Annotated in this window: 14 protein-coding genes and 1 tRNA gene; 10 read left to right on the plus strand and 5 right to left on the minus strand. The window is 62.0% G+C overall.

What is annotated here, in order from left to right:
* Positions 1-20: 20 nt before the first annotated feature.
* Positions 21-338: a N,N-dimethylformamidase alpha subunit family protein gene (locus ACT2B0_RS02800; RefSeq protein WP_473461215.1), complete on the minus strand. Its 318-nt coding sequence runs from the start codon at positions 336-338 to the stop codon at positions 21-23.
* A 100-nt stretch (positions 339-438) separates the two neighbouring features.
* A complete protein-coding gene (locus ACT2B0_RS02805) occupies positions 439-1,212 on the minus strand; it encodes a DeoR/GlpR family DNA-binding transcription regulator (protein ID WP_473461217.1) in 774 nt (257 codons plus the stop codon).
* A gap of 305 nt (positions 1,213-1,517) precedes the next feature.
* Between ACT2B0_RS02805 and ACT2B0_RS02810 the strand changes: the two genes are divergently transcribed.
* From ACT2B0_RS02810 to ACT2B0_RS02825, 4 genes are all read left to right on the plus strand, one after another.
* Positions 1,518-3,080: an ABC transporter substrate-binding protein gene (locus tag ACT2B0_RS02810; RefSeq protein WP_473461219.1), complete on the plus strand. Its 1,563-nt coding sequence runs from the start codon at positions 1,518-1,520 to the stop codon at positions 3,078-3,080.
* A gap of 111 nt (positions 3,081-3,191) precedes the next feature.
* On the plus strand, positions 3,192-4,181 hold the full coding sequence (locus ACT2B0_RS02815) for an ABC transporter permease (RefSeq protein ID WP_473461222.1): 990 nt from the start codon (positions 3,192-3,194) through the stop codon (positions 4,179-4,181).
* An 11-nt stretch (positions 4,182-4,192) separates the two neighbouring features.
* On the plus strand, positions 4,193-5,107 hold the full coding sequence (locus ACT2B0_RS02820) for an ABC transporter permease (protein WP_473461224.1): 915 nt from the start codon (positions 4,193-4,195) through the stop codon (positions 5,105-5,107).
* Between the two features lie 35 nt (positions 5,108-5,142).
* Complete coding sequence (locus tag ACT2B0_RS02825; RefSeq protein ID WP_473465747.1) at positions 5,143-6,969, plus strand: dipeptide ABC transporter ATP-binding protein; 1,827 nt, start codon at positions 5,143-5,145, stop codon at positions 6,967-6,969.
* A 234-nt stretch (positions 6,970-7,203) separates the two neighbouring features.
* Here the strand turns inward: ACT2B0_RS02825 and ACT2B0_RS02830 are convergent, their stop codons facing one another.
* A complete protein-coding gene (locus ACT2B0_RS02830) occupies positions 7,204-8,112 on the minus strand; it encodes a LysR family transcriptional regulator (protein ID WP_473461227.1) in 909 nt (302 codons plus the stop codon).
* A 61-nt stretch (positions 8,113-8,173) separates the two neighbouring features.
* Between ACT2B0_RS02830 and ACT2B0_RS02835 the strand changes: the two genes are divergently transcribed.
* The 4 genes from ACT2B0_RS02835 (at position 8,174) to ACT2B0_RS02850 (ending at position 12,575) form a co-directional block, all read left to right on the plus strand.
* Positions 8,174-9,469, plus strand: a complete 1,296-nt coding sequence (locus tag ACT2B0_RS02835) for an NAD(P)/FAD-dependent oxidoreductase (protein WP_473461229.1) — start codon at positions 8,174-8,176, stop codon at positions 9,467-9,469.
* Positions 9,360-10,517, plus strand: coding sequence for a Bug family tripartite tricarboxylate transporter substrate binding protein (locus ACT2B0_RS02840; RefSeq protein WP_481658448.1), 1,158 nt, complete (start codon positions 9,360-9,362; stop codon positions 10,515-10,517). The genes ACT2B0_RS02835 and ACT2B0_RS02840 overlap by 110 nt, the downstream gene beginning before the upstream one ends.
* A gap of 79 nt (positions 10,518-10,596) precedes the next feature.
* Complete coding sequence (locus ACT2B0_RS02845) at positions 10,597-11,079, plus strand: tripartite tricarboxylate transporter TctB family protein (protein WP_106573583.1); 483 nt, start codon at positions 10,597-10,599, stop codon at positions 11,077-11,079.
* Complete coding sequence (locus tag ACT2B0_RS02850) at positions 11,076-12,575, plus strand: tripartite tricarboxylate transporter permease (RefSeq protein ID WP_473461234.1); 1,500 nt, start codon at positions 11,076-11,078, stop codon at positions 12,573-12,575. The genes ACT2B0_RS02845 and ACT2B0_RS02850 overlap by 4 nt, the downstream gene beginning before the upstream one ends.
* 110 nt (positions 12,576-12,685) lie before the next feature.
* Here the strand turns inward: ACT2B0_RS02850 and ACT2B0_RS02855 are convergent, their stop codons facing one another.
* Positions 12,686-13,606 carry a LysR family transcriptional regulator gene (locus ACT2B0_RS02855; protein WP_473461236.1) on the minus strand — a complete coding sequence of 307 codons (921 nt, stop codon included), beginning with the start codon at positions 13,604-13,606 and terminating at the stop codon, positions 12,686-12,688.
* 171 nt (positions 13,607-13,777) lie between these two features.
* Between ACT2B0_RS02855 and ACT2B0_RS02860 the strand changes: the two genes are divergently transcribed.
* Together ACT2B0_RS02860 and ACT2B0_RS02865 are read left to right on the plus strand one after the other, a co-directional pair.
* Positions 13,778-14,029 carry a 2Fe-2S iron-sulfur cluster-binding protein gene (locus tag ACT2B0_RS02860; RefSeq protein ID WP_473465749.1) on the plus strand — a complete coding sequence of 84 codons (252 nt, stop codon included), beginning with the start codon at positions 13,778-13,780 and terminating at the stop codon, positions 14,027-14,029.
* A gap of 66 nt (positions 14,030-14,095) precedes the next feature.
* Positions 14,096-14,512 (plus strand): hypothetical protein, encoded by a 417-nt coding sequence (locus ACT2B0_RS02865; protein ID WP_473461239.1) that lies wholly within the window; start codon positions 14,096-14,098, stop codon positions 14,510-14,512.
* A 479-nt stretch (positions 14,513-14,991) separates the two neighbouring features.
* Here the strand turns inward: ACT2B0_RS02865 and ACT2B0_RS02870 are convergent.
* Positions 14,992-15,065, minus strand: a tRNA-Gln gene (locus ACT2B0_RS02870).
* Between the last annotated feature and the right edge of the window lie 253 nt (positions 15,066-15,318).

Raw genomic sequence — 15,318 nt, forward strand, 5'->3', positions numbered from 1 at the left:
TCTCCCGTAGATGCTGTCGGTCAATCGGTCAGGTCGATGTCGAAATGGCGTTTCATGCGGAGCTTGAAGATCGCCCATTCGGCATCGTTGATATCGTGAAACACTTCATCGCGAAGCGTCATGGGCTTGCCGCGCCCGTTCATCTCCACCAGCCGCCATTCTTCGTGCGGCTTGGTGCAAAGAAGCGCCAGCTTGCCGGTCATGGGTTCGCTACGGATATGGTTGACGATCCGTTGCAGCGCGGGGCTGTGCTGTCCCGTGGGCTTGGCCCGGAATTCCGCGACGAGCGTCGGCAGATCCTCGTTGCGGATCAGAGTCTTCAAGTCGATCTTGGCCAACGACGCCTCCACGCCCGGATGAGATGTTGGCAGAAGAGTACTAGACCGAAACTCGAATTGTCAATGACCGAACGGTCATTCACGGCAGCGATAAGTGACGCTATTCCGCGATCACGACGTCCACATTGGCGGCGCGAAGCGCATCGGCCAGGTCGTCGGGTGGGGGCGCATCGGTCACGAGTCGGTCAATGCGCGAGAGCGGGCAGACCTTCGCAAAGGCACTGCGGCCGAGCTTGGTCCTGTCTGCCAGGACGACGAGGTGGTCGGCCTGCTCGATCATAGCGCGCGCCACCTGTGCTTCGCCAAGCGAGAAATCCATCATGCCGTTGACAGGATGGACCGCGCCCGCGGTCAAAATGGCATGGGATGCGCGAAAATTGGCGATCTGCTCGATCGTGATCTCGCCGGTCGTCTCGCCGGCGTCAGGTTGGTAGAGCCCGCCCAGCAGGTAGATGCTGTTGTTGCCGTGCGCCAGTGTCGCGGCGATCGCGGTCGAGTTTGTGACGACGGATAAATCGGTTAGAGGCTGCATCTCCTCGGCCAGCATTAAGGTTGTCGTGCCCGTATCGATGAACAGCGTGTCCCCCGCCGTCAGTGAGCGCACCACCGAGCGGGCGATTGAGCGCTTACCCGTCGGTTGCGACGCCATGCGTTGGGCGAACGGGCTTTCCTCGGTGAGTGATGGCAGGCAGGCGCCGCCGTGAAACTTGCGGAGCGCGCCAATGGCAGCAAGGTGGTTCAGGTCGCGCCGGATTGTTTCGCTCGATGCGCCGAACCGTATGGTCAGATCCTCGACCAGAATACGCCCCTGTTCGCGGGCGACGTCCATAATCAGCGTGCGTCGAGCTTCGGGTGTGAATTTGCGTGTGCTCATCGAGCCCTTTCCGGACGTCGCTGCAACGGCGCCTTTTGCCTCATGACGTGCCGAGGTCTGAATTTCATAACTGGCGTCGTTATGAGAAATCAACACACGAATCCGGGAAGCAGGAAATAGTATTGACTGAACAGTCATTTTTGATACGCTATTCGGGCATAGGCTGTTCGATGCGCCGCCGGGAGGCTCGATTGGGTCGCGCAGTCTAGGAGGACGCCGCTGGTTCCGTCCCGATTTCAGGGGGAAGCGCCCGGCAAGACCGGCGCAGGGCCGGATGCGCTGGGCATACCAAAAGGGAGATTTTCATGCTGACTACACGAAGGAAATTCATGGCCGGTGCGTCGGCGCTGGGCGTTGGCGCCGCGCTCGTCGGCCCGGCGTCACTCAATCGCGCGTTCGCGCAGGACGGCAAGACCCTGGTTTTTGCCGCCGCCGGCACGGTGACGAGCAGCTGGGATCCGTCCTCGCATACCATCGCGCCGCAGATCACCACCGAGGAGCTGGTGTTCGGTCGCCTGACCAAATGCCCGATGAGGCCTGAAAACCCCGGTGAGATTCTCCCGGACCTTGCCCTGGAATGGAAGCTGATCGACAAGCATACGCTGGAATACAAGCTGCGCCAGGGTGTCAGGTTCCACGATGGCAAGGAATTCAAAGCCGAGGATGTCAAGGCGACCTACGAATACGCCTCGCAGCCCAGCCGGCCGGCATCCGCGTGGTATCCAGGGCAGGTCGAAGTCGAGATCGTCGACGACTACACGGTGCGCCTGAAGACCGAAAAATACGGCTATCCGGCGCTGAACTTCTGGTATGTCTCCGCGTTTCTACCGATCATGTCGGCCAGGGATGTCGCCGACCCGGACGTTCTCAAACAGCGCCCGAACGGCACCGGCGCGTTCAAATATCATGAAACCCGCGGTGACCAGATCATCTTCAAGGCGAATGCGGACTATTACGGCGGGAAGCCTGCTCTCGACACCTTGCTGTGGACCTATGTTCCCGACGCCAACACGCGCGTGCTCGGCCTGCTGAACGGCCAGTATCATCTGACCGAACGGTTGGAGCCGGAACAGTTTGAATCGCTGAAGGGCGAGGCCGGTATCACCACCCACAGTTCGCTGTCGAGCGAGAACAAATACCTGCATTTCCGCTGCAACAAACCGCCTTTCGACGATGTGCGGGTTCGCATGGCGGCGGTCCATGCCATCGATCGCGAGCAGGTCCTGGCGCTGGTCGGCGAAGCCGCGCAGGCGTCCAACTGTCACATCTCGCCGGTGAAGTTCGGCTACAAGGATGTCGACAACTACCCCAAATACGATCCCGAACTGTGCCAGAAACTGCTCGCCGAGGCCGGTTATCCCAACGGCCAGGGTCTGCCGGAACTGGAGTACATCACCTCGGTCGGTTTCTATCCCAAGACCCGCGAATATGGCGAGTTGATCACGGCGATGCTGCAGGAGCAGGGTTTCCCCGTGAAGCTGACGACGCTCGAGCCGGCGGCGTGGGAAGAACAGATCTATCGTCGCGCCGACGGCCAGGGGCCGGGCCACATCATCGATGTGGGCTGGATTACGGGCTCGCCTGAGCCGGATCTGGTGTTGCGCCCCAACTACTATTCCCAGTTCGCCCTGATCAACGGTATCGACGACGCCGAGATCGACGCCTCGCTCGACAAGGAGCGCAACGCCGAAACCACCGAGGAGCGCCTCAAGCTGCTTCAGGAAGAAACCTTGCCCCTGCTGGCGGAGAAGGTGCCGAGCCTGTCGCTGTTTTCGTCGGTGTTCCTCAGGGCGATGTCCAAGGACCTGAAGGGCGCCTACTTCTACCCGAACGGCCCGATCGATCTCAGCAAGGCCACGCTCGGCTAAGATCACGACGCCAGGTCATACCGGCGGCGCCGCCAGCGGCGCCGCCGGTATGTCGACGACACGCCGCCGCCGGTTGCTGATACCGGCCCCGACGACAGGAGCGCCTCCCCGATGGCATTCGCGATCGAGTTCTTTTTGCGACGCATCACGCAAGGACTGCTGATTGTCCTGCTGGTCGCCTTTGTGATCTTCGCACTGCTGAGGATCGTACCGGGCGATCCGATCCGCATCATTCTCGGCCCGATGACCCCGGCGAACGTGCTGGAAGAAACGGCCAGGGACCTCGGCCTGCGCGATCCGATGCTGGTTCAGTTCGGCCGCTTCATCGGCGAGGTGGCGTCGGGCGATTTCGGTCACTCCTTTATCCGTGGTCCCCAGGGCGGCAGCGCGGGCGGCTCCCAGGACGCGGACGGGTATGACCCTGAAAGCCGCGCCGCGGTAGCCGACCTGATCATGACGGCGCTGCCCTACAGCCTGCAACTGGCCGCGCTCGGTATCGTCTTTGCCCTGCTGGTCGCCGTACCAATCGGCATGGCCGCCGGATTGCGGGCCGGCAAATGGCCGGACCGATTGGCGCTGTATGTAAGTTCGCTGTTCGTCTCGCTGCCCAATATCTGGGTCGGGGTTCTGTTGATCTTCCTGCTTTCGGCCAAGGCGGGCTGGTTGCCGGCGATCGGCTATCAAGGGTTCAGCTACACCATCATCCCGGCAATGGTGCTGGCGATCGAACTGTGTCCGGTGATGATCCGGGCCATTTCGGTGTCCGTCGCGGGCAATCTGGGCGAGGTCTATTTTGACGTCGGTCTGGTTCGTGGACTGTCCCGGACCACGATGATCGCCAAACACGTGGTGCGCAACGCGGCCGTGCCTCTGCTCAACCTGTTCGGCGCGCAGATGATCGGCCTGTTGCTGGGCGGTCTGTTCGTCGTTGAATATATCTTCAGCTACCCCGGCATCGGCATGTTGACCATCAACGCCGTCTTTCAGCGGGATTTCCCCATTATCCAGGCGGTCGCGATCCTCGCCAGCGGCGCGCTCGTGGCGATCAACATGCTTGTCGATTTCGCCTCGACGAATATCGACCGCCGCCTGAAGTTCTAGGAGCCGCCGCCATGTCAGCCACATCGCCCGACCTCGTCGCCGACGGCGCGCCGGTAAGACGCCACGGCGTGACCGCACGCATCGTACGGCGCGCCTGGATCTCGACCGAGATGAAAGTCGCGTGCGGCTTTTTCGTTGTCTTGATCATACTGACGATCTTCGCGCCGCTCGTCATTGACGCCTCGGCCACCAAGATGAACGTCGCGAACAAGTTTCTCCCGCCGGTCTTCTTCGAGGGCGGCAAGTGGCCTCATCTGTTCGGAACGGACCAACTCGGACGTGATCTTTTTCTGCGCTCCCTGATCGGCTTGCGCAATGCCTTCGCGATCGGCGTGATCAGCGTCGTCGGCATGTTCGTGCTCGGCTGTGCCATCGGGATCTATGCGGGGTATCGCGGCGGCTGGGTCGACGCTGTGCTGATGCGGCTGACCGATGTCCAGATGTCGATCCCCGTCATCATTTTGGCGATCACCATTCTGGGCATGTCCAGGCCGACGCCCTTCACGATCATCGCGGTTCTGATCCTGGCGAGCTGGCCCGTCTACGCGCGCGTCTCGCGCGGGGTGACGCTGGCGGAGCGGCAGAAGGAATATGTGCGGGCGGCGAAGATTCTCGGGGCCAGCGATTTTCGCATCATGCTGCGCCATATCGCACCGACGATTCTTCCGCCCATCGGTTTCGTGGCCGTTCTGGACATCGCCCGCATGATGATCTTCGAGGCGATTTTTGGATTTATCGGCATTGGCATCCAGCCGCCCACTCCGACCTTCGGCACGATCATCTCGTCCGGCACGCAATACCTGCTCAATGCCTGGTGGATCACCATCGTCCCCGGTGTTTTGCTGGTGCTCTCGCTCGGCAGTCTCAACCTGATGGGTGGCCTGCTGGAGCGCGCCCGAAACGATATCCTGCAAGGAGGCGAGTAGTGGCCAACACCAGCACCCATCCGGCGCTTCCGCTGATGCGGGTACAGGGGCTGTCGGTTTCGGTCGACACGCCCGCCGGCCCGCGACCACTTCTGTCGGACGTCGACCTGTCCGTAGCGCCACGCTCCGTGCTCGGCATCATCGGCGAAAGCGGTTCGGGAAAAACGGTGCTCTCGCGGGCCCTCGTCAACTGGATCAAGGCACCGCTACACATTACCGGCGGCAGTATCGAGTACGCCGGGCGCGATCTCGTCAAGCTGCGGCAAAAGGAGATGGCAAAGCTTCGCGGTCGCGAAATCGCCTATATCGGCGCGAACCCGACCAGCGCCCTGGATCCGACGGTGCCCGTCGGACATCAGATCCTGGAGAAATTGCGTGCGGTGATGCCCGGTCTCTCCGCGTCACAGGCGCGTCGCAAGGTGATCGAGACGCTCGACGCCGTGCGCATTCCATCGGCGGAACGTCGGTTCGACGAATACCCCTTCCAGTTCAGCGGCGGTATGATGCAGCGTGCGTTGATCGTCGATGCGCTGGTGTCCAATCCGAACCTGCTGATCGCGGACAATATCACCCAACCGCTCGATGTGACGGTGGCTGCCCAGATTCTGCGCCTGCTGCGCGAACTGCAGAAGGATTTCGATACCGCGATCGTTTTCATATCGTCCTCCCTGGGAATCGTCGGCGACATAGCCGACGACGTGCTCGTTCTGGATGACGGCCGCGTGGTGGAGCGCCAGCCGGTCAGGCAACTCTTGGCCGCGCCGGAGCACGGCTATACACGCAGCCTGATCGCCAAGGTGCCGCGTATCTGGTCCGGCAATGAGGCTCCGCCGGCGCGCTCGTCCGGCGATGTCGTGCTCGACGTGCGCGATGTCGCCCGGACCTATGCCGTGCGCGATCGCAGCCGATTGTTCGCCACCAGCAAAGTGCATGCCGTGCGCGGCGTGTCGTTCGAGGTCCGCCGCGGCGAGAATTTCGGCATCATCGGCGAGTCGGGCTGCGGCAAGTCCACCTTGTCGCGCCTTTTGAGTAGCCTCGAGAAGCCGGATGCCGGTCACATCCTGTTCGAGGACAAGGACATTGCCGGCCTGTCGGGGCGCGACCTGCTGGCGGTCAGAAAGCGCTTTCAACTCCTGCTGCAGGATCCCTACAACGCGATCGCCGCGCACAGCCAGATCGGTCGCACCATCGCCGAGCCGCTGCTGATCCACGGATTTGGCAGCCGCAGGCAGGTCGAGGCCAGGGTCAAGGAGACGATGGCCGAGGTCGGCCTGTCGCCCGCTCTCTACGATCAGCTTCCGGTCGGGCTCAGCGCCGGTCAGCGTCAACGCGTCAACATCGCGCGCGCGCTGGTGCTGGAGCCGGACCTGCTTATTCTCGACGAAACCCTTTCCGCGCTCGATCAGGTCGAACAGGCGAAGCTGCTCGATCTCTTCGAACAGCTTCAGGTCAAGCACGACATCACCTATGTCTATATTTCGCATGATTTGGCCATGGTGCGGCGCGTGTGCGCCCGGATTGCCGTCATGTATCTGGGACGCGTGGTGGAACTGGCCGACAATGACGCCCTGTTCTGGCATTCGGCGCACCCTTATACGCGGGCGCTGCTGAGCGCGGTCCCCACCATCGAAACCAAGCCTTATGAGAGCGGCAGATATCTGCTCGAGGGCGAACCTCCGGACCCGATCGATATTCCCCCAGGTTGCAGCTTCCGCAGCCGCTGCCCGTTCGCCTTGCCGGTTTGCGAGACGGTCGATCCCGATGTCGAACCGCTCGACACGGGCATAAGCGCGGCATGCCATCTACGCGGAAGCGGGTTGCCCGAAATCGTCGAGGCGGGGCAGGCCGCGCCAAGCCGCTGAACGAAAATGGCTGCGACGGCTCTTTCTCTTCGGCTGGAAGCGTCCGGCCCTGATCTCGCGCGCATTCGGCGAGGCCACGAAACCCCGGCGGTCAATCAAGTCCGGCCCAGTGCCCGGCGCGCCAATCAGATCGGCTCTTCGCATCGGCGGTTCGGCCGCGACCCGTTTCATCGCCAGCGCCGAAGAGAAGCAGTGGGCGACATCGTCCTGTATCCGGCGCCGACACCGATGAAACTAAAGCGGTTCAAAGGGTAGGGGACTTCCGATCTTGTGAGTCAGAAATGAAACGAATGCGTTGGCGGCAGGCGATCGGGAGTGGTTCCTTCTCGAATAGATGTAGAAGGCGCGCATGATCCGCCCCGTCTCGACCCGAGCGAACTTCACCGCAAACTGGTCCGCGAAACTTCGCGCATATTGCGGTGCGGCCGTAACGCCCAACCCGAGCCCGACAAAAGAAAGAGCCGTCGTAAGGTAACGCACGCTGGTGGTGCGGGCTTCGGGAATGGGCAACTCCGCCCAGATCGCGCGTTCCAGATAGAGCGTGAAGTCGTCGGAATATTGTATCCAGTTTTCGTTGCGTAGATCCTTCCACGTCAGGGGAGCGCCATCGCCCAAGGCAGAGGCCCTCGGCAGGACGATCTGGATCGGCTCCTCCCATAACGGCTCCGCGGCGATGTCCGCCGGCGCGGGACGCTGCGGGCCAATCCCGATCTCGGCTTCGTTGTCCTGAACGGCCGAGACGATGCGGTCGCCGGTCGTGTCCATGACATGCAGGCCGATATCGGGAAAGGCGGCCATGAACTCGGCCGCAAGCGGCGGCAACCACGAGCACGCAAGCATCTGGGGAACGGCGATGCGAAGCCTGCCCCGACGTAGGGCCTTCAGGTCCGCCGCGCCCTCGTGAACCTGTCGCAGGTCTTCCAGCATGCGCTCGGTGATGGGAAACATCTGGCGTCCGACCTCGGTCAGCTGGGCGCTACGCTGGACGCGGTCGAAGAGCGCCAGGCCATATTCAGTCTCCAGCTGACGCACGAGCATGCTGACGGCGGACTGGGTGAGATTCATGTTCCTTGCGGCAAGCGTGAAGCTCTGTGTCTTCGCGACTTCGTAGAAGGCGCGCAACTGGCGCAGCGTTATATTCATAAGGTTTACTTATGTTTCTAGAATCAAAATACGTTTGCCTGATCTTATCTGTGCAAATACGATGAACGGCAAGAGGGTGATCGGGTATTCGAATCGGGTACCGGGAGCGGGTGGCGGTTTGCATTTCGCAATTGTGGGAACGGGAATTGTCGGGGTGTCCGCCGCTGCCTGGTTGCAGAGAGACGGCCACAAGATCACCTTCATCGATCCGCGCGAGGCCGGCGAGGCATGCTCGTTCGGCAATGCCGGATCGCTCTCGCCGAGCGCCTGCCTGCCTGTCGGCATGCCGGGAATGTGGCGCAATGTTCCCAAATGGTTGCTCGATCCGGACGGCCCGCTGGTCATTCGCGCGCACTATCTTCCGCGGGCGCTTCCCTGGTTGCTTCGTTTCATGCGCGCGTCCAGCGAGAAGGAAGTCACGCGCATCGCCGGCGCCGTCCGCGACCTGTTGCGCCCGGTATTCGATGCCTACGAACCGTTGCTGCAGCGTGCGGGCGCGATGTCGCTGGTCCGGCGGAACGGCTGTCTGTATGTCTATTCCTCGCGCGATTCCGCCCAACGCTGGAAGTGGGGAATGGATCTCAGGCGCAGTCTCGGTGTCGAGATGCAGGAGGTCGACAGCGAGCAACTCAGCGAGCTTGAACCGGCGCTCAAGGGCATCTTCCGGTTTGGGCATTTCGCGCCGGACAATGGATCGACGCCCGATCCCGAGGCTCTCGTCAAAGCGATCTACGGCCGGTCCATTAAAGACGGCGCAGCCCATCTGCGTGCCGCCGCGACCGGCTTTCAACTGCGCGACGGCGTCGTCGGTTCGGTCCTGCTCGACAACGGCGACGCGCTGGACGTGGATGGTGTCGTCGTTGCCGCTGGAGCTTGGTCGGGCAAGCTGGCGCGCAGGCTTGGCGCGCGCGTGCCGCTGGAGAGCCAGCGCGGATATCACGTGACGGTGAAAGACCCCAACATCCGGCTGAACCGCAACGTGATGGCGGTCGAACACAACATGATGGTCAATCCGATGGACTCCGGCCTCAGACTCGCGGGCACGGTGGAGTTCGCCGGGCTTGATGCGAAGCCGCGCTATCACCGCGCCGAGGCACTGTTCCGCAAGGGGCAAGAACTCTTTCCGGGTCTGAAGGGATCGGAAAATTCCTACTGGATGGGACACCGCCCCTGCCTGCCCGACAGCCTGCCCGTCATTGGCCGCGCGCCGGCTGCGGAAAACGCGTTCTTCGGATTCGGGCACGGGCATGTCGGCATGTGCGGCGGCGCGACGACCGGGCGCGAGATCTCCCATCTCGTTGCAGGCCGCGGCACCGAGGTCGATCTGGAGCCTTTCAGCCCGACCCGTTTTCATTAGCATCAGCAACAAGAAATCGAAAACACCAGAGGAAGGAAGAAACATGAAAACGAAAATCGAGCGGAGGTCACTCCTTGGCGCGGCCCTCGCGATCGCCGCGGCGACCGGCCTGTCGGCCGGCCTTGCTTCGCCGGCGGTTGCCGCCGACGGCTATCCCGAAAAACCGGTTACACTGGTTGTCCCGTTCCCGCCGGGTGGTTCGACGGATCTCCTCGCCCGCCAGATCGGCGAGGCGATTTCCGGGCCTCTCGGCCAACCGGTCGTCGTGGAGAACCGCGGCGGCGCGGGTGGCACGGTCGGCGCGAATTATGTCGCGACCTCCGAGGCCGACGGGCATACGCTGTTGATGGGCGTGACCGGCTCCAACGCCATCAGCGCGGCGCTCCGAGACGATCTACCCTACGATCCGGTGACCGATTTCGATCCGGTTTCGATCATCATCGCCTCCCCGCTTGCGCTCGTGGTCAATGCGGAGAGCGAATTCAACAGCGTTGCGGACGTGATCGCCTATGCGAAGGAGAACCCGGAGACCTTCACGCACGGCACGCCCGGTGTCGGCACTTCGATGCACATGACGGGCGAGCTTTTCGGCCTCAAGACCGACACGAAGCTGTTGCACGTGCCCTACAAGGGCAGTGCGCAGGCCCTGCAGGATCTGCTTGGCGGGCAGCTCGATGCCATGTTCGGCGACATCCTCGTGACCTCCGAACACATCAAGACGGGCCGTCTGCGGGCACTCGGCGTCACCTCGACGCAGCGCCATTACATGCTGCCGGATGTGCCGACGATCGAGGAGGCCGGTATCGACGGCTACGCGGCCTTCTCCTGGCAGGGCATCTTCGCTCCGGCCGGCACGCCGCCGGAAGTGCTCGACACGCTGTATGCCGAAATCGCCAAAGCGCTCGAATCGGACAAGTTGCAGACCTTCTTCAAGGAAAAGGGGTTCCTCGTCGAGAGCATGCCGCCGGCAGAATCGAAAGAATTCATCGCCAATGAGGTGATGAAGTGGAAAGGGGTCGTCGAGGCTGCCGGCATCGGGCCGAAGTGACACGCCGCTCCAAACGACTGGCGGAGATTCTGAACGGGCGGTCCGCAAGGACTGCCCGTCCAGATCGCGAGAGGCGCGCATGACGGTTCGCACGGCGTTCAGGGACTACGCGGCCGCGGCGGTTGTGGTTGCGTTCGGGACCGGGCTTGCCGCGATCGCGTCGACCTATCCGCTCGGCAAGATGTTGCGACCGGGACCGGGGTTCTTTCCACTGGTGATCGGCTGTCTGATCGCCGTGCTCGGCGTCGTGATTGCGCTGGAAAGCTGGAGCGCCTCTCGGCAGGCGCACGAAGCGCCCGCCGACGAAGGCACTCCGGGTCCGGACAGGTTCGCGTGGCGCGCCGTGCTGTCGGTCACGATCGGCATGCTCGCCTTCGCGGCACTCGTGGACCGGGCCGGCTACGTGGCGGCCACCTTCGCGCTGGTGTTCATCGCGTCACTGGGCGAGATCCGCCGCAACTGGTGGGCCGTCGGCGGCATCGCCACCTTCATGGCGGTGTTCGGCTCTGTTTTGTTCATCTGGGGGCTTGGGCTCCCGGTCAATGTTTTCGGGCCCCGATGAGTGATTTCTACGCCCATATCGCGCTTGGCGTTGCCAAAGCGCTGAGCGTCGAGGGACTGTTTTTCTGCTTTGTCGGTGTGACGGTGGGCACGATCGTCGGGGTATTGCCCGGTATCGGGCCGCTGGCGGCGATTTCGCTCGCCCTGCCGATGACATATTATCTCGACCCGACCGCCGCCCTGATCATGCTCGCCGGCATCTTTTACGGTGCGCAGTATGGCGGATCGACCGCCTCGATACTGCTGAACCTGCCGGGAACGGCGACCGCGGCGATCACCTGCCTGGACGGCTATCCGCTCGCCAAGCAGGGCAAGGCGCCGCTGGCTCTGTTCGTGACAGCGGTAAACTCCTTCGTCGGCTCGTCCTTTGCCATCGTCCTGGTGATGGGATTTGCTCCCGTCATCGCGGAGCTGGCGCTGGAATTCTCGTCGGCGGAATATTTCTCGGTGATGCTGCTTGGGTTGATCGCCGCCTCCACGATGACCGTCGGTTCGCCCTTCAAGGGGCTTGCCATGGTCGTGTTCGGGGTCGCCCTGGGACTTGTCGGAACCGACGTCAATACCGGCATGTTCCGCTTCAATTTCGGCATTCTGCAACTGGCTGACGGCTTCAGTCTCGTTGCGCTTGCGATGGGCTTGTTCGGCGTCGCCGAAATCATCGCGAATATCGGTGGCGTGCAGGGCAAACCCATGGCGCTGGGCCGTATCGGGTTTCGTGCGATGTGGCCCAAGCGCCACGAGTGGAAACGCATCTGGAAGCCGACCTTGCGGGGATCGGTGATCGGATCGTTCGTCGGCGCGCTGCCGGGCACCGGACCCGGCATTGCGTCGCTCATGGCCTATGCTGCCGAGAAGCGGCTTTCCAAGACACCGGAAGAATTCGGCAAGGGTGCGCTCGAAGGCATCTCGGCACCGGAAGCGGCAAACAACGCTTCGGTCCAGGCGGCGTTCATCCCGACGCTCAGCCTCGGCATACCCGGCGACGCCGTCGTCGCCGTGTTGCTCGGCGCGATGATCCTGCATGGCATCACGCCGGGGCCGAACCTGATCAACGACCAGCCCGAGATGTTCTGGGGCCTGATCATCAGTTTCTGGATCGGAAACCTGATGCTCCTCGTTTTGAACATACCGCTGATCGGACTGTGGGTACGGCTTCTGTCGATTCCCTATCACCTGCTTTATCCGGCGATCCTGGTCTTCATATGTGTCGGCGTCTATTCCTCCGACAACAACGTCTTCGACATCTTCGTCGTGCTCGGCTTCGGCGTTCTCGGCTACCTGATGCGCATCTTCGATTATCCGGCAATGCCGGTTCTGCTCGGGTTCATCCTGGGCCCGCTGATGGAGGAGCATTTTCGCCGTGCCCTGCTGCTCGGGCGGGGCGACATCACGACCTTCATCGACCGGCCGATAAGCCTGGCATTCCTGTTGGTCAGCGCCGCCTTCCTGTCCGCCGCCTTTCTGCCGGGGCTTCGCAAGCGGTTCGCCGGCAACTGAACGGTCTGCCGCTCGGACCGGGCAGGCCCATGCCTCCAGGGATAGATCGCATGGCGGATGGGCCCGGTGGCGACAAGTCGTGTGATGCGAATGCGCATCCACGGTTTCGATCAGTCTGAAACCCCGGAGGCGATGTCACCCGTAAGGCGGCTTTCTTTCGAAAACAGTTCGAGGATCTTGAGTGCGGGAGGAGAGAGCGCGCGACCGTGGCGTTTGTAGACATACAACGCGCTGCTGATTTGCGGCTCGACCAGGGGGATAATCCGCACCTGAAAATCCTTCTGGAGCGCGTCCGCGTATTTTGGCGCGGTGGTGACCCCGCCGCCCTGTCCGGCCAGCGCCAGCGCAGTGGTCAGGCGTTCGACGATGGTCGCATCCTCGGGCAGGCGTGATCTATCCAGCTGGCCGAGCGCGGCCTGGATCTGCTTGCCGAAAGTGCTTGGGTAATAGATCCATTTTTCGTTGCGCAGCTCACTCCACCGGACTGAGTCGCGTTGGGCTGCATGGTGCGATCTGGCGCAGACAAGGCAGATCGGCACGCTGCACAAAAAAATGCGTTCGACGCCCGGGTCGCTCGACCGTTCGGGGCCGATCCCCAGTTCAACGGCACCGCGCGCCACTTCAAGCGGGATGTTGTTCAACGTGGTGTCGTGCAGCTTGATCGAGATCGACGGATGCGTGTTGTTGAAGGCTGTCAGTATTGGCGGCATCAGCGTGCAGGCCATGATCTCCGGCACGGCCATGCGCAGCGACCCGCTTTGCAACTGCCGGATTTCGGACGCGCGCGAGGCAATCAGATCCAGCTCGTCCATCATGCGCCGGGCGATCGGTTCAAGCTGATGTCCCATATCCGTTAGGATCAGGCGTTTTTTCTCACGGCTGAACAGATCGAGGCCGAGTTCGATTTCCAGCTGACGTATGATCATGCTGACGGCGGACTGGCTCAGATGCAGACGGTGTGCGGCACGCGTGAAGCTGCCGCTCTCCACGGTAGCCAGAAACGCACGGAGTTGTCGCAGACTTACGTTCATAAGGCCGTCTTATGATGTGAGTGAAACTTCGCGTTTGACGCTGCTACGATATCGATTATTTTTATAGATGCTCTTCGTATCGAGATGAGATTGCAAAATATGCCGAATATTACTTTCATAAACACTGAAAATATCTCCCAATCCATAGATGTTTTGGTTGGAGAAACATTGATGCGCGCCGCGGTAAACAACAATATTGATGGTATTTTGGGGGAGTGTGGCGGCGCTTGCTGCTGCGCGACGTGCCATGTTTACGTTGACGCGACTTCTGTCCCTGACGTGCCGCGCATCGGGGAAATGGAACGGCAGATGCTGGATCATGTTGCCGCGCCCCGTCGTGATGACAGCCGGCTTGCGTGTCAGCTCGTCGTCGATCCTTCAATGGAGGGATTGCGCGTGAGGATACCGCAGACACAGCTTTGAACACCTGAAAATCAGATTGGAACCTGCGGACCGTCCGCGCCCCGCCTTGAAGAAGTGGATTACATTATGAGACAGAAATCGTTCAGCATCGGGCCGGAAGATAGCCCGTGGGAGCCTGCCGATTACAATATCACCTGGGCGGACGGGAAGGAATATGGCCGCTTCCGCCGCGTTCTGCGGCGTGACGACCATGGCCTCACGATCATCGCACGCTTCGTTGCCCCGGAAGGCAAGGCCTGGAAAATTGTCGGCCGCGCGCCGGAACTGGGTGAGGAAGTATATCTGCTCAAGGGTGCCTACTACGATACCCAGGGCAGAATCGTCGCGCCAGAGGGGTCTTTCATGTTCAACGCGCCCGGCGCCCTGCATGGCGGCATTTCCACCGACATGACGGCATTGATCCATTGGTGCAGCGGCAAGCCCGACGATATCGTGTCGACCGAGTTGATCGATTTCGTCGCTCGCGCTGACCCGGCCTCCTGACGCAAGACATGGCTCGATGGAGGCTGTTCGGCGTCTGCGCCAAGCCTCGGCCAGCGCGGTTCGCTTCCGGGTAATCGATCGTCGGGCAGACCCGTTCCAAGGCCCCGTTCCAAGGTCTTGACTTCGTCCTGTCCGGCGGTCCCTGACGTCACGCACTCGCTCGCATCGCCAGCGCGCACAACGACCACGATTCCATCAGCCGCCGCGCATCGCTCGACGCCATCGCCGACCTCGCAGGCTCTCGGCGCGCCGCATCCTCCGGGTCATCGGCCTGGCATGCCGGGCCAGCGCGATGGATGGGCGGTGCTCCCGTGCAAGCCGTCAGGTCCGACGTGACCGATAAAGACCTCGCGGCGAAGCTGGCTATTTGGGCGGCCACCGGTCTCCGATTGCCGCGCGCTCAATCAACCCGTGGAAATGACGCAGTATTTTCTGCTCGAAGCCGGAAGCGGCGATATCGGGAATGGACCGAAGGTGGCTGGCTGGGGAACCTGGATTCGAACCAGGACCGACGGAGTCAGAGTCCGCTGTTCTACCGTTAAACTATTCCCCAACGGCCATGCCGGCTTTCCGCCCCGCATGTTCCGGTGGCGGATCAGTGCACGACTGAACCGGATGCGCGCGCTTCTAGCATATTCGCCGTGCCGATCAAGCCTTTCCTGAAGCTGGGCGCAATTCACCGGGCCGGGTCGCTCGCCGTTGCGTCGGTAGGGCGGCCAGCCGCCAAAACCCTTGGTGATCACGCCCCGCGCTGCTACATTGCCGGCAACTGAATGATTGCGGCGCCAGCGGCAACCTTGCGATTT

It is taken from the genome of Nitratireductor sp. J20-h4, assembly GCF_056780505.1.